Below are 18,169 nucleotides of genomic sequence, written 5' to 3' on the forward strand. Positions count from 1 at the left end.
AAAGTTCCGTGATCCAATCGAGCTAAACCGTTTGAATCTCCGGTGTCATGTGGCGACGGCTAATCCCTGTCGATTTCGAAGTTCGCCTGGGGCATGAGGAGACGGTATTGCAGCCTGTCGACGCCGATTTCGAGTACGGCACTGCCGCTCAGCGCCGCCGGGACGACGCGCTCGAGCGCGACCGAGCCGAAGCGCTTCTTGCGTGTCGTCGCGTCGGCAGTCGGGCCGATTGCCTCCGACCAATGCAGCGCCAACTGCCCTTCGCCATCGGGACCGGACACCCTGCTGGCCGTCACCTCGACGTGACCGTCTGCACGCGAAAGCGCGCCAAAGCTCACTGAATTGACCGCCAGCTCGTGCACGGCAAGACCGATATGCAGGGCGGCATTGGGGGTGAGATAGGGATCCTCGCCAAGGATGTGGACGGCATGCTCGGTGTCGCTACTGTAGCGTTTGACCTGGCCGATTACGAGTTCGCGAAAGCCTGCGCCGCGCCAGTTCGACGACGTGACCAGATCCTGCGACGAGGCGAGCGACTGCAGCCGGCCGCGAAAACGCTCGAGGAAGACGTCGATGGAGCCGGAATAGTGACCGGTCTGGCTGGCAATGCTCTGGATGATGGCAAGCAGGTTCTTGGAGCGGTGGCTGACCTCGCGCAGCAGCGCCTTCAGCGTTTGCTCGCGCCGCTTCTGCTCTGTGGTTTCGATGACGGTGACGACGACACCCTGGACCTGGCCGCTCGACGAATGGTCGGCGTCGATACAGACATCGTACCAACGCATGCCTGCCGAGTTGTCGGCGATGCTGACCTCGAGCCCGTCCGAATTGCCGGTGGCAAGGACGTTCTTCTTTGCAGCCACGAGCCGGTCGGCCTGCTGTTGCGGCAGGGAGTTGGCCGTCCCGGACTGCTCTTCCAGCACCTCCGCCCAAGGCGGCTGCAGATTGTGTGACCACACTGTCTGCAGGGTGTGATCCTGGTAAAGCACGGCGATGCCGGCATTGCGGGAGACGTGGAGAAGAGCGGCGTCCAATCGTGAGCTCGGTCCCATTGATGCTGAGGGATTGGCCATGCCACGAGAGCCTTTGCTCTGCTTCTTGCGGTTCAGCCGAATGATTTCGACTGGAACCAAATGGGACCGCCGGGTAACGCGTCAGTGCTGAGCGCTACCCGGCGGCGCTGGACTCCGACTGAGGGGGCCGGCTTCCAGTCTCGGGTTGGTTCTTCATGTTACCGACGTCATCACGCGCGCCTGAACAGGCCCGCAATGAGCGAGATGACAAGAAACGCCAGGAAGATGAAGAACAAGATTTGCGCGATGCCGGCAGAAGTTCCGGCGATACCGCCGAAGCCGAGGGCGCCGGCGATAATCGCGACGACAAGGAATACGAGCGCCCAATACAGCATGATCTATCTCCTTCAAATGATGAATGAAAAACGTGCCGCCGCAAGGATGGTTCCCTGAGGCGAGGCCAAAAAGCCCTATGCCGCAGCCTTTGCCTGTCTGTCAAAGAACAATGCCTGACTTATCAGCGCCTTGACCATTTCAGGGTTGAACGGCTTGGTGACGAGGAAGGCCGGCTCGGGGCGCTCGCCGGTCAGCAGGCGCTCGGGGAAGGCGGTGATGAAGATCACAGGCAACGGCGCTGACGACAGCATCTCGTTGACGGCGTCGATGCCCGAGCTGCCGTCCGCGAGCTGGATGTCGGCCAGGATCATCTTCGGGCGCGTCCGCTTGAACAGCGCTATCGCTTCCGCACGGGTGCGCGCCGTGCCGACGACGCGGTGGCCGAGGCTCTCCACCATCTCCTCGATGTCCATGGCGATCAGTGGTTCGTCCTCGATGATCAGGATGTCGGTCGCGACCTGGCGCGAGATTTCGCCGCTCGCTTCATGGAGCAGCTTGGTGAACTCTTCCTCGTCGGCGTCGAGCACTTCGGCAGCTTCAGCCTCGTTGAAACCTTCAACGGCAACCAGAAGGAATGCCTGGCGCGGACGCGGCGAGAGTGCGGAGAGATTGGCGGCGGCGCGCTTTTCCCAGGCCAGGCTCGGGCCATCCTGGGGAACGCGGATGGAGACTGAGGTGAAAAGACGGGCAAATATCTTGTAGAGCGCAATGCGATCGTTGGAAGCGGACGGGAACACATCGATGTCATCGATCAGTGCTTCGAGCATCGCAGCCACCAGCGCATCGCCGCTCTCCTGGGAACCTGCCACCGCACGCGAGAAGCGACGGAGATAAGGCAGGTGGGGGGCAATTCTCGTGGATAATGTCATGGTCGACGTCTCCCTCATGTGACGTTGCTGAAACTGTTGTGAAGCGACACACAACGCTTGGTCTGTGCAAAAGTTCCTCTTTTGTGGAACCTATCCGCATTTGAGGAGTTGGGTGCAAAATTCGATAAACCGCAAAGGTTGTTGCGCGCCGTTTGGGGCGGGACGTCCGACGGGGCAAAAGGGCAAAGCAAGCATATGACAAGGCAGACAAGTGGCGCAGCCAGCGCCAGGCCGAACCGTCTTCGCGACGGTGAGCCCCTTGGGGCAAATTCAGAAATCGGCCGCAAGCTCAAGCAATATTACGATGAACTGGTGTCCGACGAGGTGCCGGATCGATTTGCCCAGCTGTTGAGCCAGCTGGAACAAGCCGAACCTGAGCAGCAGAAGGACTGACCGGGCATGGCAGCTTCCCAAGGTTTCAAGGGCGACCTGCTCGCGACCATTCCTGGCCTGCGCGCTTTCGCCATGTCGCTGTCGCAGAACGCCGACAGGGCCGACGACCTTGTCCAGGAAACGCTGGTCAAGGCGTGGGACAAGCAGTCGAGCTTTCAGCCCGGCACCAACCTCAAGGCGTGGCTGTTCACCATCCTGCGCAATGAGTTCTATTCGCAGATGCGCAAGCGTGGCCGCGAGGTGCAGGACAGCGACGGCCTTCTGACCGCACGGCTCGCCGTGCATCCGAGCCAGCCCGGCCGACTTGATCTCGACGATTTCCGCAAGGCGCTCGAGCAACTGCCGGAAGACCAGCGCGAGGCTATCATCCTGATCGGCGCGTCGGGCTTTTCCTATGAAGAGGCGGCGGAAATCTGCGGCTGTGCCGTCGGCACCATCAAGAGCCGGGTCAGCCGCGCCCGCAACAGGCTGCAGGAGATCCTGGACATCTCGGGCGAGGCCGACTACGGCCCCGACGCGATCGCGGCCCAGGTGATGGGCTCAACTGTCAGCTGAGCGCGCGCGCTTGCGAATGCTCTCGGTGACTGCCTCGATGAGATCGGCGCCGGCGTAAGGCTTGCTCACCAGGGTCACGTCAGGGAAGTCGATGAAGATCTCGTCAAGCTTGTCGTAGCCAGAAGCGAATACGAACGGAACGCCAGCCGCTTCCAGCGAGCGGGCGAAGTCGAAGGTCGGCTCGCCGCCGATCATGACGTCGATGATGGCGGCATCAAAGGGCGCGGAGATTTCACGTGCTTCGCGGAGATTGCCAGCGATGGCGACTTCGCCGGCGCCGTGGTCCCTGCAAAGCTGCTCGACGTCGAGTGCGATCAGCGCCTCGTCTTCGAGAACAAGTATACGCAGTCCTGAAAGCGGGCTCGACACGTCGTGGGGCACTCCATGGAATCGAAGCCGAACATGACGGCAGTCGCGGCTGCTGTCATTTAAAAAAGACATGCTGCGGCAGCGGCGCACCCGTGAGGAACCTTCGGCGCCATTAAGGCGTTGCCGGTGACATTTCTGGAGGAATTCATGACCGAGCAAGGCATTCCGACCGACACTGTGCGGCAGGTTTCGTGCGAGAAGTGCCCGCTCAGGCCATTGCCGACCTTCCGGCCGTTCGACAATGACGAGCTGGCTTTCGTCAGCAGCTTCAAGCGCGGCGAGCTGTCCGTCGACAAGGGCGCGACGCTGCTTTCCGAAGGCAGCAACAGCGCCCATCTCTACACTGTGCTGGCGGGATGGGGGTTTCGCTACAAGCTGCTGGAGGACGGACGCCGCCAGATTCTCAACTACGTGCTGCCAGGCGACATGATAGGCCTGCAGGGCAGCCTGATGGGCGAGATGCAGCACTCGGTGGAGGCGCTGTCGCCGATGCTTTTGTGCATGTTCGAGCGCGACAGGCTGATGGAGCTTTATCGCGGCTATCCGGGGCTGGCCTACGACATCACCTGGATCGCCTCGCGCGAGGAGCGCATGCTCGACGAGAACCTGTTGAGTGTCGGGCGCCGGTCAGCCCTGGAGCGAGCCGCCTATTTGCTGGCCTTCATTGCCAGCAGGGCGCGGAAGGTCGGCATGGACGGGACCGGCAAGGTGGAGATTCCGATCACCCAGCAGCACGTCGCCGACACGCTCGGACTGTCGCTGGTCCACACCAACAAGACCATCCGCAAGCTGATCGACCGCAAACTCGTGCAGTGGCGCGATGGCGGCTGCAAGGTGCTCGACATCGAGGGATTGATGGCGCTGGCGAACTGGGGCGGCCTCGACGAAGGTGTCCGCCCTCTGCTTTGACAGGAGCGTTGTCTTCTTGTGCTTGCGCAATTCCGGACGGGAAAACGCGGCGCATTTTTCCTGGAACTGCGCTTAGCGCCCGTATTGTCGGTCGAGTTCGTCGACGCCCCAGTTCACGCCGGGCAGCACATTGCGGATGATGGCGTAGCCGACGAGCAAGGCCGGGATGGCGATGAAGCCGCCTACGGCGCCCCACAGCCAGATCCAGAACGCCAGTGCCAGCAGCACGACGAAGGGATTGAGCGTCATCGTCCTGCCGATGACCAGCGGGGTGACGAACTGGCCCTCGACGGTGTTGACGCCGAGATAAAGGATCACCGGCAGCAGGCTCGTAGCCAGCGTGTCGAACTCGGTCAAGCCGACGGCGAACAGGATCGCCACCATGGCCAGCGGGCCGATGAAGGGGACGAAATTGGTGAGGATGGCGAGCGCGCCCCACAGCGGCGCCGAGGGCACGCCGAGCAGATAGAGGCCGATGCCGACGGTGATGCCCTCGGCGATGTTGATGACGGTGATCGACAGCAGATATTGCGACACCAGTTGCTCGACGTCGCGGAAGATATGGGCGACGCGCCAGCGCAGGCGACGGTTGAAGCAGAGCCTGAGGATGGCGATCCTGGTCTGGTCGCGCGTGGCGACGAAGAAATAGAGGCTGGCGAAGAACAGCAGGATCTGGGCGATGACCGCGGGCGCCAGTGTCGCCATCGTCTCGACGCCCATGCCTTCGTCGACCGAGACCGATACGCCTTCGCCGCCGGTGACCTGGCGCAGCTGGTCGCGCATGCTCTTGAAGGTCTCGAGCGGCCCCTTGAGGTCAGCCAGCTGGGTGGCGAGCTGAGACCAGATCTGCGGCAGGCGTTGGAGCCAGAAGCTGAGCGGTGAGCTGACCAGCAGCGCAAAGACGCAGACCGAGACGATGAACAGCAGGACGACGATCGCCGCCGACAGTGCCGGCGGCACCTTGAAGCGTTCAAGCCGCGAAGCAAGCGGGCCGAGCATCAGGCCGATGACGACGCCAAGGCCGATGGGCGTGAGGATGAACTCGCCGGCATGCAGGGCGAACACCGTGACGACGATGCCGATGAAGATGATCGATACCTGTGCACCGCGCGTGAGAAGAATCTCGAAGTTGGATTTCGGCGGAAGGCGCACGGTCGGCGCCTTCTTGATGGTGCGAGTTGGCATCGAAGATTTTCCAGCTGAATGAGGCTGGCAAAACGTCCGGTGGTCGGCGATGGTTCCTTGGAACGACGGAACCGACAGGCGCATGAGGCGTTTCGACCCATCGAACGCAAGGAGCAATGACATGGCTGCAGCTGCAGGAAAGGCCGGCAACGGCACCAAGACGACGCCAGACCTCGAGGCCGACATCAAGCAATTGAAGGCCGATATCGAGGCGTTGGCCAAGCAATTGGCGGCGACCGGCGAACATGGCTACGGCGCTGCGCGGCGGGCCGCGGCGCTGGGGGCAGAGCAGATGAAGGCGCAAAGCGACGCAGCCGTCGAAGCGTTGCGCAGCAATGCCCGTGACATCGAAGACCAGATCATGACCACCGTGCGCGAGAAGCCGGTGACGTCGCTTGCCATCGCCGCCGGCGTTGGTTTTCTCGTCGCGCTGCTGGCGCGGCGCTAGCGCGCCGATCGGAGATCAACCGATCTTCGATCGGCGATGCGCAATTTTCAGGCACAAGCCGGGGGACATATGCTGGCATCACTGATTGCGAGTTTCGCGACCGGCGAGACGACTTTGGCACTGAGGCGGACACGTCGCGCGGCGGCTGCCTACCTGGCGGCCGGGATCGCTGGCCTATGCGGCGCGGGCTTTCTCGTCGGCGCCGCCTTCATCTGGACGGCTGAGAAATTTGGTCACCTCGAAGCGGCAATCGGTTTTGGCCTCGGTTTCCTGCTGCTGGCGGGGTTGATCCTGCTCGTGCACAAGCTGATGGCCGGGTCGCGGGCACGCGAAGACGAGCGTCGCCGGCGCGCCGATATCGCGGCGCTGGGTACGACGGCCGTGATGGCAGTGCTGCCGACATTGCTGCGCAGCAAGGGTGGCATCGGCGCGCTGCTGGGACCGGTGGTGGCGCTGGCCGCCTATGCGATCTATCGCGAGAATCGCAAGCCGGACGACGGCGATGGCGTGGCGGGCGAATAGGCCCGCCAGATGTCAGGCTTCCGCCGTTTCACCTAGCGGCATCGAAATGTGGGCACGCACGCCCTCGCTCGGAAATTCGTGCGTCACCTCGCTGGAGATGACCTTTGCCAGGCTGCGGCGGATGAGGATCGAGCCGAAACCGTGATGGCTCGGCGGGACGACCTCCGGTCCGCCGCTTTCAGTCCATTGTAGCTCCAGCCGCTTGTCGCTGGTCACTGTCCACGACACCACAACGCTGCCACCCGGCGCAGATAGCGCGCCATATTTGAGCGCATTGCTGGCCAGCTCGTGCAGGATCAAAGCTAGGCCCAGCGTCTGATCAGGGCTGAGCAGCGCGTCGGGGCCAGAGATTGAAATGCGCGGGGCGTCATCGTCGTCGAAGGGCGAGAGTTCCAGCCGCGCGAGGTCACGGATGCCGATGCCGCGCCATTCATATTCCGACAACAATCCGTGGGCGAGGCCAAGCGCGCGCAGGCGCTGGCTGAAGGCGTCGAGGAATTCACGCGGCTCGCGGGCGTGGCGCACCGTCTGGGTGGCCAGCGCTTGCACGGTGGCTAGCGTGTTCTTGACCCGGTGATTGATCTCGCGCAACAGCAGGCGCTGGCGCTCCTCGGCACTGCGGCGCTCCGTGATGTCGTAGTTGACGCCGAAGACCAGCGTCGGACGGCCGTCGGCGTCACGCTCGACGACGCGGCCGCGGGCGGCGAGCCAGCGCGGCGGGTCGAAGCCGCGGATGCGGTATTCGCCGGAATAGTCGTCGCTGCCCTCAAGCGCTTCCTGGAAAATCTTGCGTGTCTTGCCGATGTCGCGACGGTCGATGGAAACGACGATGTCGCGCGCCCGCATTTTTGCAGCCGGCGGCATGTTGAAGAGTTCGGGCAGCAGCGTGTCGCATTCGACGATGCCGGTGCGCGGATCCCAGACCCAACTGGCAAGGGCAGCGGCTTCAAGTGCTATCGCGCGGCGGGTTTCGGCATGCACAAGCGCGGCCTCGGCGCGCGCGCCAGCTTGCGAGCGGTCGCGCAGGACGACGAGGCTGCCCGCAAGGGCGGCGACGTCCTGCAACTGCGCCTGCCTGTCCGGATCGGGCGCAGGGCGCCGTTCGTTGTCGAGCACCAGCAGTGCTCCGAAGGTGCGTCCTGACATGACGATTGGCGCGCCGGCATGCAGAAAAAGTGTACGGTTGACTGCTTCGGCAGGGCCGTTTGCGAGGAACCCTTCCGCCAGATCCAGTGCCTCAGTGATCTGAGCGGAGGACAGTCCGACGTCCGCCTGGACAAGCTGTCGTCCGTCCTGGTCGGCGAGGGTGAGCAGTGCTGCCGGTGCCGACATCAGGGCGGCTGCAAGCTTTGCCATCCGGTCGAAATCAGGATCGCGCTGCGCGCGCCCTTGGGCCTCGTCGGCGCTGTCGTCGGCGTCGTTGCTCGCATTGCTTCTGTCGTCTTGCACTTGGCCATCCCTCTTGGCCTGGGGAAACTAGAGCACGTCCCGCAATCGATGAATCGATTGTGAAGTGACGGGCGCGTTCGGTGCTGATTCAACATCTATCTCGATGGAGGTGGAGTATGGGGAAGGCACTGAGCGGAGATCTTCGGTTGCGGGTCTTGAAGGCTTCAGACGAAGGCATGTCGGCGCGCAAGGCGGCGGCGCGGTTCGGGGTGGGCGTATCGAGTGCGATCCGCTGGATTGCGCGGGCGAAGATCGGCGAACTGGCGCCGCGGCCGCAGGGCCGCCGCCGCGCTTCCAGTCTCGACGCGCATGAAGGCTTCATCGTCGGGATGATCGAGGAGCACAAGGACATCACGCTCAACGAGATGGTGGCTCGCCTGGAGGGGGAACAGTCGGTGCGGATCAGCCGCAGCGCGCTGAGCGCCTGGCTTGGCCGGCGCGGCTGGACGTATAAAAAAAGTCCGCGCACGCATTGGAGCAGGACCGCCCCGACATCCTGATGCGCCGCCGTGCCTGGTTCGACGGCCAACTCGACCTCGAGCCGGCGCAGTTGGTGTTCATTGATGAAACCGGACTATCGACCAAGATGGCCCGCCTGCGCGGAAGAGCGCCACGCGGCGAGCGTTGCCGTGCCGGTGTGCCGCATGGCCACTGGAAGACCACCACCTTCACCGGAGCGCTGCGGCTGACAGGCATGACCGCGCCCTTCGTCTACGACGGCGCCATGAACGGCAACGTGTTCCTCGCCTATGTCGAGCAAGTACTGGTCCCGACGCTCAAGCCCGGCGATGTCGTCATCATGGACAATCTGCCCGCTCACAAGGCTGCCGGCATTGGCGATGCGATCGAGGCTGCCGGCGCGAGACTGCTCTACCTGCCGCCCTACAGTCCCGACTTCAACCCCATCGAGAACGCATTCTCGAAGCTCAAGGCTCTGCTGCGCGCAAAGGCCGAGAGAACGATCGCGGCACTGTGGGACGCGGTCGGATCGGTCATCGAACTCTTCACCCCCGCAGAATGCGCCAACTACTTCAAGGCAGCCGGCTATGACCCAGATTAAACAGGATGCGCTCTAGACGGGTGCGGCACGCTTGAAAAGCCTTGGCCGAAACTTGGGAACCATGCCGTTATGCTGTCGTTAGCCCTCCTGGAACCATTTGGGAGAGCAGCGATGAGCAAGATCATTCCAGCCCGAAAGGCGCGTCAGGGGACGCGCGGCCGTCACGTCCTGCTGGTGCTTCTGGCAGCGCTGATGCTGGCCATGGCGGCATGGGGTGCCGCAGAATTCTATGGCGAGATGATCGATCAAGATGCCAACCAGACGACCACGGCTCCCGGCTAAGTATCTTGGTTGCCATGGAGATTTCGTCTCGCCCGTCCAATTGCGGGCGACGGTTTCGAAGGCCAGGCCGGCCAATCCCGACAGGGAAAAATTCGGAACCATGGCGGGGTCACGGCGTTGTGAACCCGTAGGAGGCCGCGCCTGACCGTTCCGGCAAAAGACAGGTCGAAGCGCGGCATGCATGAACAACACGCACGAGGAGACTCTACCATGATCCGCAACCTTTTGGCCACGACCGCCATTACAGCCCTGCTTGCGACGGGCGCCTATGCCCAAGATACGACAGCCCCGGCGCCCGCTCCGGCAGCACCCACGGAAGCCGCTCCGGCGACGCCTGAGGTCATCCCGCATGCCGATGGCTTCCTCGCGACCAACATCATTGGCGAGAAGGTCTATAACGGCACCGCTGACGACGCCGAGAACATCGGCGACGTGAATGATATCGTACTCACGGCCGACGGAGCGGCGGACCAGCTGATCATTGGGGTTGGTGGTTTCCTTGGCATCGGCGAGAAGAATGTCGCCCTGCCGTTCAAGGACTTCGACTGGGCCGAGAGAAACGGCGACCGCTGGCTGGTAATGGCCACGACCAAGGAACAGCTGCAGGCACTGCCCGATTTCGACCGCCGCGCCTATGATCCGGCACCCGCGCCTGCAGCGGCGACTGATCCGGCCGCTCCGGCGACCGACCAGACGGCGCAGGCACCCGCTGCCCCGGCAACACCGGAGGCAACGTCGCCTGCAACCAACGAGACAGCCCAGGCACCCGCAGCCACGCCTGATGCGGCGACGACCGACGAGACCAAGACGGCTGCGATCGACAAGTCGACGCTGAAGGAACTGCCTGCCGCCGATCTGCGCGCCGAAGAGCTGATGGGCACCACCGTCTACGGCGCCGACGATGCCAATATCGGCGAGATCGGCGATATCCTGATGACCGCCGACGGCAAGATCGATGCCTATGTCATCGACGTTGGCGGCTTCCTTGGCGTCGGTGAAAAGAAGGTCGCGGTCGGCAGCGACAACCTTGCCTTCATGGTCGATGCCGACGGCAAGAAATATCTCTACACCACCTTCACCAAGGAGCAGCTCGAAGGCCAGCCCGTTTATGACGCGGGCAGCTGGGCCGAAAAGCGCGACGAGCAGCGCCTGATCATCGTTCAGTAGTTGCGGCGTACCTGAGAGGAGGGGCCCGTGCTTCGGCGCGGGCCTTTTCGTTGAGGTTATGGCAAGCGCAGGAAATGGCCTGTCGGGCCATTCTCGGCCAGCTCCGATAGCGCCAGTGACTGGTCGAGATGCCTGGCGCGCCAGTCGAGCAGCCTTTCGGCAAATTCCAACCGCACGGCCAGCCACTCCGGATCATTGGCGAGGTTGCGTGTTTCGCCGGGGTCATTGGCGAGGTCGTAGAGCAAAGGCGGCAGGCCGCCGCCGAAATGCACGTATTTGACCGTTTCGGTGCGGATGACCGACAGGTTGAGCTGTCGCGAACCGGTGCCGAAATAGGCTTCCGTGGTGCCGTTGGCGACCGAGCGGAAATCGTATTCCCAATGGGCGGCGTCGCGCCAGTCGGCGGGCTCGTCGCCATCGAGGAAGGGTTTCAGCGATTGGCCGTCTAGATGCGGCTGCGCCGCTCCGCCGACCAGCTCAAGCAAGGTCGGCATGATGTCGACGGCAGCGGTGAAGCGGTCGACGGTGCTGCCGGCCGCCCGCTCATGACCGGGTGCCTTGACGATGAGCGGGATGTGGTAGGAGCCGTCGAACCAGCCGCCCTTGCCGAGCATGTGGTGGTCACCCATCATTTCGGCGTGGTCGGAGGTCAGGATGACGATGGTGTTGTCCCAGTCGCCCTTGTCGCGGATGCCTTGCCAGATGCGCCCAAGCTGGGAATCGACCTCCGAGATCATGCCGTAATAGAGCGCGCGGATCTTGCGGAATTCGTCCTCGCTCCAGTCGCCGACCTTGCCGGGGGCGCCGGGGATGAAGCTCGACTTACCCTGGTGATGCTCGAGGTGGTAGGCGAGGAAGGGGTGGCTTGCTTTCTCCGCTTCGAAGCTCGGCGCCTTGTTGTAGGCCGGGCCTTCCGCCGGATCGTACATGGTGTTGAACGGCTCTGGCACGATGAAGGGCGGATGCGGGCTGAGGAAGGAGACATGGGCGAACCAGGGCTCGCCCTTGTCCTGTTCGCCGAGCCAGCGCAGGAACTCGCCGGTGAGGAAAGCGGCCGGCGTTTCGTCTTTCGAATAAATGGGAACCGCGTTGCTGACCTCGGGCGCATCGGCATTGGCCGGCCAGTGGACATCGGGGAAGCCGGCGCTGGAATCGATGCCGCGCTGGGTGAGCCAGGACAGCCAGCCCTTCTGGTGCTCGGGCAGAAGCTGGCGCGTGGTGAAGCCGGGCAGGACACCTTCATAGCTGCGCAGGAACGGGTCGCCCGGCGCGCGGTTGCGCGGGTCGGGCGAGACGTCGGTGTAGCCGAACAGGGTCGGGTCGTAGCCGACGCGGCGCGCGGCACGGGCGATGTTGTCGTGGCGATCGTCGAGCGGCGTGCCATTGCGGCAGACGCGGTTGTTCATCTGGTAGAGGCCGGTGTAGAGGCAGGCGCGCGCCGGCGAACAGGGGGCCGCACCGGCATAGTGGCGGGAAAACAGCACGCCCTCGCGCGCCAAAGCGTCCGAATTTGGCGTCTTCACCACGGGATGACCGACAGCCGACAGGCTGTCGCCGCGCCACTGGTCGCAAGTGATGAGAAGAATGTTCTGCCGTCTGCCGGTGCCTGCCAAGCTCGCCCCCTGGAACTGAAATCGCGGGCCAAGGAAGCCGGATTCACCGCCATGCGCAAGCGTCCTCTCTGCCGCAGCGGTCATACCAGAAAGTGTGAACGAGCTCGCCTTCATTGTTCACTTTTTGGATACTGACCATTCTGTGACCGGCCACTATGACGCGACAATCGATGCGCCCATATTCGGCCCAACAGAGCGGCAGGGGCCGCGGCAAGCGAAAGGAGCAAGACGATGCTCAACCAGATCAAGGGCCTGCACCACGTTACCTCGATGGCTGGGGATGCGGCTGAAAACAACCGGTTCTTCACCCACAAGCTCGGCCTGCGCCGGGTCAAGAAAACAGTCAATTTCGACGCGCCCGACGTCTACCACCTCTATTATGCCGATGAGCTGGGCACGCCCGGTTCTGTCATGACCTATTTTCCGTTCCCGAACATCGGCAAGGGGCGTCCCGGGGTCGGCGAGGTCGGCACCACTGTGTTCTCCGTTCCCGAGGGTACGCTGCCCTTCTGGGAGAAGCGCTTCACCGAGCAGGACGTCAGCGGACTCGCGCGTGACGAGCAGTTCGGCGAGAAGCGCCTGAGCTTCGCCGGTCCCGATGGCGACGGTTTCGCGCTTGTCGAGGCCAAGGGCGACAGCCGTGCGCCCTGGATCAAGGGCGGCGTCGGCAATGACGAGGCGATCCGCGGCTTCCACTCGGCTTCGCTCAGGCTGCGCGATGGCGGGGCGACCGAAGAGCTTTTGAAGTTCATGGGCTATGAGACGGTCGACACGTCAGGCAACATCAAGCGGCTGGCATTGAAGGACGGCAATGGCGCCGACGTCATCGACATCGAGACGTTGCCGGGTGCGTCCTTCGCCGGTCTCGGTGCGGGATCGGTGCATCACATCGCCTTTGCTGTCGAGAATCGGGCCAAGCAGCTCGAGGTGCGCAAGGCGCTGATGGAGACGGGCTACCAGGTGACGCCGGTGATCGACCGCGATTATTTCTGGGCGATCTACTTCCGCACCCCCGGTGGCGTGCTGTTCGAGATCGCGACCAACGAACCCGGCTTCGACCGCGACGAGGACACCGCCCATCTCGGCGAGGCTTTGAAGCTGCCGTCGCAGCACGCGCATCTCAGGGATTATTTGGAAAACAACCTGCAGCCGCTGGGCGACTGAGGAGGGACCGATGAGCAAGGACGCTTACATCCACAAGGTGCTGCCGGGGGAACCCGGCGGACCGCTGGTCTTTGCCTTCCACGGCACCGGCGGCGACGAGAACCAGTTGCTTGGCTTTGCCCGTGAGCTGGCGCCGGGGGCGACCATCGTGTCGCCGCGCGGCGACGTCTCCGAAATGGGTGCGGCGCGCTTCTTCCGCCGCACCGGCGAGGGCGTCTACGACATGGAGGATCTCGCCAGGGCGACCGGCAAGATGGCCGAATTCGTCAAGACGCATGTCGCGGCAGTGGAGCCGTCGCAGGTGCTGGCGCTCGGCTACTCAAATGGCGCCAACATCCTGGCCTCGGTGCTGTTTGCCGAGCCCGATTTGTTCGATGCTGTCGCACTGATGCACCCGCTGATCCCGTTTGCGCCTGACGTGAAGGGCAGCCTCAGCGGCCGGCATGTGTTGATCACGGCGGGGCGGCGCGATCCGATCTGTCCGCCTGACCTGACGAGCCGGTTCGACGCCTGTTTGCGGCAAGCCGGCGCCGATATCAGTCTCGAATGGCATGACGGCGGCCACGAGGTGCGGCCCAACGAAATCGAAGCGGTGAAAAGCCTTTTCGCCGGCGTGACAAAAGGAGCGGCAGCATGACTGAAGAACTGGCGGCGATCGAGCGCGAGGACCGCGGCAGCAAGGGACGTTATGTCATACGCGGTGCCGGCGGCGCCGATGCGGAGATGACCTACAGCAATGTCAGCGAGACGCTGTTCATCATCGACCACACCGAGGTGCCCGATGCGTTCCGCGGCCAGGGCGCCGGCCTGAGGCTGGTGACGCGGGCGGTCGAGGACGCGCGCGCGGCGGGCAAGAAGATCATCCCGCTCTGCCCGTTTGCGGCGGCGCAATTCCGCCGTCACCCCGAATGGGCCGACGTGCTCAACAGCTGACATTGAGAGTTGTTGTCTGGCGTCGGCCAGGCAGCAGCATAGCGATCGCGAAAGGTCGGTGCAGGCGACTGCATCGGCCTTTCGTTTATTTTCGAATGTGCCTGAATTTCAGGCAGGCTGTTACAAAGGCGATTCTGTCTGTTTCTCGAAATGGTACAGCCTCCAGGTGGAAATGACTGAAATGGCGACTGTTTGTGACCGATTAGACAGAAATGCTGACTGTTTGTGATGTTTATCGGTTGTTGCATTAGGCGTCACTGATCAGCATCGCTGTGTTACAAAGCGCGATTACATTCACATTAACAGGGGAATGAAATTTAACGAAAAGAGCTGCCCAATGTCCGGTTCCACCCAGCTTGCCGAGTTCGACCACAAGTTCCAGCCGCGTTCACACATCTATCGCCGCCCGCGCCTTGCCATCCGCCAGCGTGCCAACGAGCACCCGATGGCAATGTTTTCGATTTTCGTATTTGCCTCGCTGGCGTCGATGGCCCTGGCGCCGACCAGTGGTCCGGCCTTTGCCTCGATGGGCACGCGGCTCGGTGCGTTCGAGGGCGCGCACACGACCGCCAAGACAGACCGGCTGCCGCTGTCCGAGACCGATATCGCCTGCCGCGGGCAGGCTTGGGGCGCCGAAAGCAAGATCTGCGTCGAGACCATCGCCAAGGAAACCGGCATGCGCGAAGCCCGTAAGGTCAGGCTGATCGCCAGTGCCGAGCCGGTCCGCACCACGCCCAACATCTTCTAGCGCTCTCCGAGCGCTGCCACCTATCCCCGCGCCTGCACAGATATCCTCCAGCGCGTACCTCCCCCGCGGCCTCGGCTGCGGGGGCTTTTTTTGTTCCGGTGTCGGCCGGCCTTAGTCTCTCGGGACGATGCAGCAACGACCGTCGTCGCGCGACCGTCGTACCCTCAAGCGAGGGGAGCAGCGATGGGCCGCGTCGAAGGAAAAGTTGCGATCGTCACCGGAGCGGCGTCAGGCATGGGCGAGGCGAGCGCCAGGCTGCTGGCCCGCCAGGGTGCCGCCGTCGTCGTCAGCGACCTGCAGGCCGACAAGGGCCGCCAGGTCGCCGAGGCGATCAGGATCGCCGGTGGGCGCAGCCTCTATGCCGAACATGACGTAACCTCGGAAGCAGGCTGGCAAGAAGTGATGGCAAGGACGCTCGAAGCATTCGGCGGGCTCCACATCCTGGTCAACAATGCCGGTGTCGGCGCGCCCTTCGGCAGTGTCGAGGACCTCAGCCTCGACGACTGGCGCCAGGTGATGGCCGTCAACATGGAGGGCGTGTTCCTCGGCACCAAATATGGCATCGAGGCGATGCGAAGGACCGCCAAGGGCGGGGCGATCGTCAATTTTTCGTCGACCATGGGCCTTGTTGGAAGCCCGTCGACGGCTGCCTATGTCGCGAGCAAGGGTGGGGTGAAGCTGTTCACAAAGTCGGCCGCCTTGCACTGCGCCAAGCAGCGCTACGGCATCCGTGTCAACTCGATCTGTCCCGGCTGGATCCGCACGCCGATGTCGTCGGGCGCGCTGGACAAGCTGGCTGCGAGCGGCGAAGGCAACAAGGCGGTCGAGCTGACGCCGCTCGGTCGGGTCGGCGAACCCGAGGACGTCGCTTACGGCGTGCTCTATCTCGCTTCGGACGAATCGGGCTTCGTGACCGGCACCGAACTGGTCATCGACGGCGGCTACACGGCGCAGTGAGCTCAGGCTCCGTCGGCGACCTGTTCGCTGACGGCGCTGAGCGCGCTGCGAACGTCGAAAGTGCTGAACGGCTTTTCCAGAATATGCGGCTTGAGGTTGGGCGGCAGCTGCTCAAGCTCGGCTTTGGCGCCGATCAGGTCGCCGGTGACGAGCACGAAGCGTGGCGCCATCTCGGGCTGTGTCGCGACGATGTCGCGGAAGATGGTGATGCCGCTGCGGTCGGGCATGCGCAAATCGGAAAAGATGATGTCGGGCTGATCGGCGAGCGCCTCCGAGACCGAGTCCCAGGTCGAAACGATGCGCGACTTGACGCCCATCAGTTCGAGAATGTCGGCCAGCGAAGCGGCAACGTCGGGCTCGTCATCGATGATGACGGCATGGCGCAGCCCGCTCGACTTCGGCGTCGCTTCGAGCATCGTGCCGTGGCTGTCGCCCATCGGCGGCAGTTCGACGACGAAGCGGGCACCCGTCGGCATCACCGGCTCGAACCAGACCTTGCCGTTGTGGCGGTCGACGATGGCCTTCGAGATGGACAGGCCGATGCCGGTGCCGACGCCGACCGGCTTGGTGGTGAAATAGGACTCGAAGATGCGGTCGCGGATCGCCTCTGATATGCCGGGGCCGGTGTCCTCGACCGAGAAGCCGGCGCTGCCGTCGGCATTGCGGAACGTCCTGACGCGAATGATGCGGTCGCCGGGTGCTGCGGCCAGCGCATGTTGGCTGTTGACCAGGAAGTTGGCGGCCACCTGGGTCATGTGGTCGGCGTCGGCCATGACGCTCAGCGTGCCCGGCACCAGCTCGGTGGCAATGCTGATGCCGCTGGAACGCGCGCCATAGGCGGTGACTTCGAGTGCGGCGCGGATGACCTGGTTGAGGTCGGTCTCGGCGCGCGAGGTCGGGTGCAGACGGACCATGCCGAGGAAACTCTTGACGATGCGGCCGCAGCGTTCCGCGGCCGCCCGCACTTTCTCGGCGCGGACCTTGGTCTGAGGGTCGTTGGCAAATTCATGCAGCAGCGTCGATTGCGCCACCACCACGGCGAGCGGATTGTTGAGCTCGTGCGAGACGCCGGCGAGCAGCGAGCCCATTGCCGCCATCTTTTCGTTCTGATGCAGCTTTTCGCGCTGGCGGTTGATTTCTTCCTCGGCGCGGTGCTTTTCCCTGAGGTCGCGGATCGAGCCGAGCACGAGGCGTCGGTCGGCGAGCCGCATCTCGTTGGCGGTGAGCTCGATCGGAATGATCTCGCCCGACGCGTTCTGGGTCACGGTCTCGAGCCGGTGGCCGACCATCGGCGAGCCACGCCCGGCCAAATATTCGGCACCGTTGTTGTAGCCCTTGCGGTAGTAGGTGGGGATCACCGTGTCGAGCAGGTCCTTGCCCAGGATTTCGTCGCGGGTCCAGCCGAACATCTTCTCGGCCGCCGGGTTGAACTCGATGATCGAGCCGGTCTCGTCGACCACCATGATGGCGTCGAGCGAGGCCTGCAGCATCGTCCGGCGGATGATCTCACTGACATGATACTCCGACAGCGAACGCTCGATGGCATCGCCAAGGGCGGCCGCAATGATCTCGAGTGCTGCAATTTCGTCGTCGTTCCAGTGGCGCTCGACGATGCAGTCATTGACGGCGAGCGTGCCCCAGAGATGGCCATGCGCCGACACCGACACCGACAGGAACGACTTGATGTGCTGCTTTTCGAAGTCATTGCGCAGGAAGCCGCTGAGGTCGCGGGTCAGGCCGGTGAAGATCTTGCCCTGGCGGCCTTCCTCGGCGAGGCGTTCAAGCAGCGGGTCGGAATCGACAAGCGTCTGGTTGATCGTCGTCGGCGGCGCAGCGACGGCGTCGATCTTCGGGTCGACCCAGAATGCGGCGATCGACTGCGCGAAGCCCTGGCCGGGCACGTCGCGCAGCCGAAACAGGATGGTGCGATGACCGCCGAAACCTGTAGCGAGACTGCGCAGGATCGTGTCGATCTCGATCTGCCAATCCTGGGCTGCGCGCAGCCGGCGCACGATCTGCCCGGCCACGATGGTGGGGCTCGGCGTGCCCGACGGGTTGTCGGTGCGGGAGACGGTCAACAATGTCATCGCGGTTCCTGGCGGGGCCCGGAGGCTTTGGTGCGCCATGCGTCCAAGAGGAC

The 18,169-nt window shown here is 63.6% G+C and carries 21 protein-coding genes; 13 read left to right on the top strand and 8 right to left on the bottom strand.

The features are described 5' to 3' along the window. Positions 1–59 precede the first annotated feature (59 nt). The 3 genes from N7E70_RS07395 to N7E70_RS07405 form a co-directional block, all read right to left on the bottom strand. Entirely contained in the window at positions 60–1,031 is a 972-nt protein-coding gene (locus N7E70_RS07395) for a sensor histidine kinase (protein ID WP_331461904.1), read from the bottom strand. Between the two features lie 209 nt (positions 1,032–1,240). Then, positions 1,241–1,405, bottom strand: coding sequence for a DUF1328 domain-containing protein (locus N7E70_RS07400; RefSeq protein WP_018429836.1), 165 nt, complete (start codon positions 1,403–1,405; stop codon positions 1,241–1,243). 75 nt (positions 1,406–1,480) lie between these two features. Continuing rightward, positions 1,481–2,275 (bottom strand): response regulator, encoded by a 795-nt coding sequence (locus tag N7E70_RS07405; protein WP_067957319.1) that lies wholly within the window; start codon positions 2,273–2,275, stop codon positions 1,481–1,483. Positions 2,276–2,470: 195 nt separating this feature from the next. Between N7E70_RS07405 and N7E70_RS07410 the strand changes: the two genes are divergently transcribed. Continuing rightward, the gene (locus tag N7E70_RS07410) at positions 2,471–2,668 is read left to right on the top strand and encodes a NepR family anti-sigma factor (protein WP_154385735.1); all 198 of its coding nucleotides are present in this window, start codon (positions 2,471–2,473) and stop codon (positions 2,666–2,668) included. A 6-nt stretch (positions 2,669–2,674) separates the two neighbouring features. After that, positions 2,675–3,223: an RNA polymerase sigma factor gene (locus tag N7E70_RS07415; RefSeq protein WP_067957322.1), complete on the top strand. Its 549-nt coding sequence runs from the start codon at positions 2,675–2,677 to the stop codon at positions 3,221–3,223. On the opposite strand, the gene N7E70_RS07420 is transcribed toward N7E70_RS07415, so the two are convergent. Next, positions 3,209–3,592, bottom strand: a complete 384-nt coding sequence (locus N7E70_RS07420) for a response regulator (RefSeq protein ID WP_263005968.1) — start codon at positions 3,590–3,592, stop codon at positions 3,209–3,211. The genes N7E70_RS07415 and N7E70_RS07420 overlap by 15 nt on opposite strands. Positions 3,593–3,739: 147 nt before the next feature. Here N7E70_RS07420 and N7E70_RS07425 point away from each other — a divergent pair, with 147 nt between their 5' ends. Next, positions 3,740–4,501, top strand: coding sequence for a Crp/Fnr family transcriptional regulator (locus N7E70_RS07425; protein WP_067966099.1), 762 nt, complete (start codon positions 3,740–3,742; stop codon positions 4,499–4,501). Between the two features lie 72 nt (positions 4,502–4,573). On the opposite strand, the gene N7E70_RS07430 is transcribed toward N7E70_RS07425, so the two are convergent. Further along, a complete protein-coding gene (locus N7E70_RS07430) occupies positions 4,574–5,686 on the bottom strand; it encodes an AI-2E family transporter (protein ID WP_263005969.1) in 1,113 nt (370 codons plus the stop codon). A gap of 121 nt (positions 5,687–5,807) precedes the next feature. Here N7E70_RS07430 and N7E70_RS07435 point away from each other — a divergent pair, with 121 nt between their 5' ends. Further along, complete coding sequence (locus N7E70_RS07435) at positions 5,808–6,134, top strand: DUF883 family protein (RefSeq protein ID WP_067957331.1); 327 nt, start codon at positions 5,808–5,810, stop codon at positions 6,132–6,134. Between the two features lie 69 nt (positions 6,135–6,203). After that, positions 6,204–6,656: a hypothetical protein gene (locus N7E70_RS07440; RefSeq protein ID WP_263005970.1), complete on the top strand. Its 453-nt coding sequence runs from the start codon at positions 6,204–6,206 to the stop codon at positions 6,654–6,656. A 12-nt stretch (positions 6,657–6,668) separates the two neighbouring features. Here N7E70_RS07440 and N7E70_RS07445 read toward each other — a convergent pair whose 3' ends face one another. Beyond that, on the bottom strand, positions 6,669–8,105 hold the full coding sequence (locus tag N7E70_RS07445; RefSeq protein WP_263005971.1) for a sensor histidine kinase: 1,437 nt from the start codon (positions 8,103–8,105) through the stop codon (positions 6,669–6,671). A gap of 116 nt (positions 8,106–8,221) precedes the next feature. Here N7E70_RS07445 and N7E70_RS07450 point away from each other — a divergent pair. From N7E70_RS07450 to N7E70_RS07460, 3 genes are all read left to right on the top strand, one after another. Then, positions 8,222–9,165, top strand: a protein-coding gene (locus N7E70_RS07450) for an IS630 family transposase (RefSeq protein ID WP_263005224.1) whose coding sequence is annotated in 2 segments (ribosomal slippage) — positions 8,222–8,558 and positions 8,558–9,165 — 945 coding nt in all. Because the reading frame shifts where the segments join, the coding sequence is not laid out codon by codon here. Positions 9,166–9,276: 111 nt separating this feature from the next. Continuing rightward, the gene (locus N7E70_RS07455; RefSeq protein ID WP_169808314.1) at positions 9,277–9,447 is read left to right on the top strand and encodes a hypothetical protein; all 171 of its coding nucleotides are present in this window, start codon (positions 9,277–9,279) and stop codon (positions 9,445–9,447) included. A gap of 210 nt (positions 9,448–9,657) precedes the next feature. Continuing rightward, positions 9,658–10,614: a PRC-barrel domain-containing protein gene (locus N7E70_RS07460; protein WP_263005972.1), complete on the top strand. Its 957-nt coding sequence runs from the start codon at positions 9,658–9,660 to the stop codon at positions 10,612–10,614. 56 nt (positions 10,615–10,670) lie between these two features. Here N7E70_RS07460 and N7E70_RS07465 read toward each other — a convergent pair whose 3' ends face one another. After that, a complete protein-coding gene (locus N7E70_RS07465; RefSeq protein ID WP_263005973.1) occupies positions 10,671–12,227 on the bottom strand; it encodes an alkaline phosphatase family protein in 1,557 nt (518 codons plus the stop codon). Between the two features lie 231 nt (positions 12,228–12,458). Here N7E70_RS07465 and N7E70_RS07470 point away from each other — a divergent pair, with 231 nt between their 5' ends. The 5 genes from N7E70_RS07470 to N7E70_RS07490 all read left to right on the top strand — a co-directional run bounded on the left by N7E70_RS07470 (position 12,459) and on the right by N7E70_RS07490 (position 16,029). Further along, positions 12,459–13,391: a VOC family protein gene (locus N7E70_RS07470; protein ID WP_067957341.1), complete on the top strand. Its 933-nt coding sequence runs from the start codon at positions 12,459–12,461 to the stop codon at positions 13,389–13,391. A 10-nt stretch (positions 13,392–13,401) separates the two neighbouring features. Beyond that, the gene (locus tag N7E70_RS07475; RefSeq protein WP_263005974.1) at positions 13,402–14,028 is read left to right on the top strand and encodes an alpha/beta hydrolase; all 627 of its coding nucleotides are present in this window, start codon (positions 13,402–13,404) and stop codon (positions 14,026–14,028) included. Next, positions 14,025–14,324: a GNAT family N-acetyltransferase gene (locus tag N7E70_RS07480; protein WP_067957347.1), complete on the top strand. Its 300-nt coding sequence runs from the start codon at positions 14,025–14,027 to the stop codon at positions 14,322–14,324. Before N7E70_RS07475 ends, N7E70_RS07480 begins: the two co-directional genes overlap by 4 nt. Before the next feature lie 337 nt (positions 14,325–14,661). Further along, the gene (locus tag N7E70_RS07485) at positions 14,662–15,072 is read left to right on the top strand and encodes a hypothetical protein (RefSeq protein ID WP_067957350.1); all 411 of its coding nucleotides are present in this window, start codon (positions 14,662–14,664) and stop codon (positions 15,070–15,072) included. Positions 15,073–15,255: 183 nt separating this feature from the next. Beyond that, complete coding sequence (locus tag N7E70_RS07490; RefSeq protein WP_263005975.1) at positions 15,256–16,029, top strand: glucose 1-dehydrogenase; 774 nt, start codon at positions 15,256–15,258, stop codon at positions 16,027–16,029. 2 nt (positions 16,030–16,031) lie between these two features. On the opposite strand, the gene N7E70_RS07495 is transcribed toward N7E70_RS07490, so the two are convergent. Beyond that, positions 16,032–18,116, bottom strand: a complete 2,085-nt coding sequence (locus N7E70_RS07495) for a PAS domain S-box protein (RefSeq protein ID WP_263005976.1) — start codon at positions 18,114–18,116, stop codon at positions 16,032–16,034. Positions 18,117–18,169: the final 53 nt, after the last annotated feature.

It is taken from the genome of Aminobacter sp. NyZ550, assembly GCF_025628925.2.
Taxonomy (GTDB): Bacteria; Pseudomonadota; Alphaproteobacteria; order Rhizobiales; family Rhizobiaceae; genus Aminobacter; species Aminobacter ciceronei.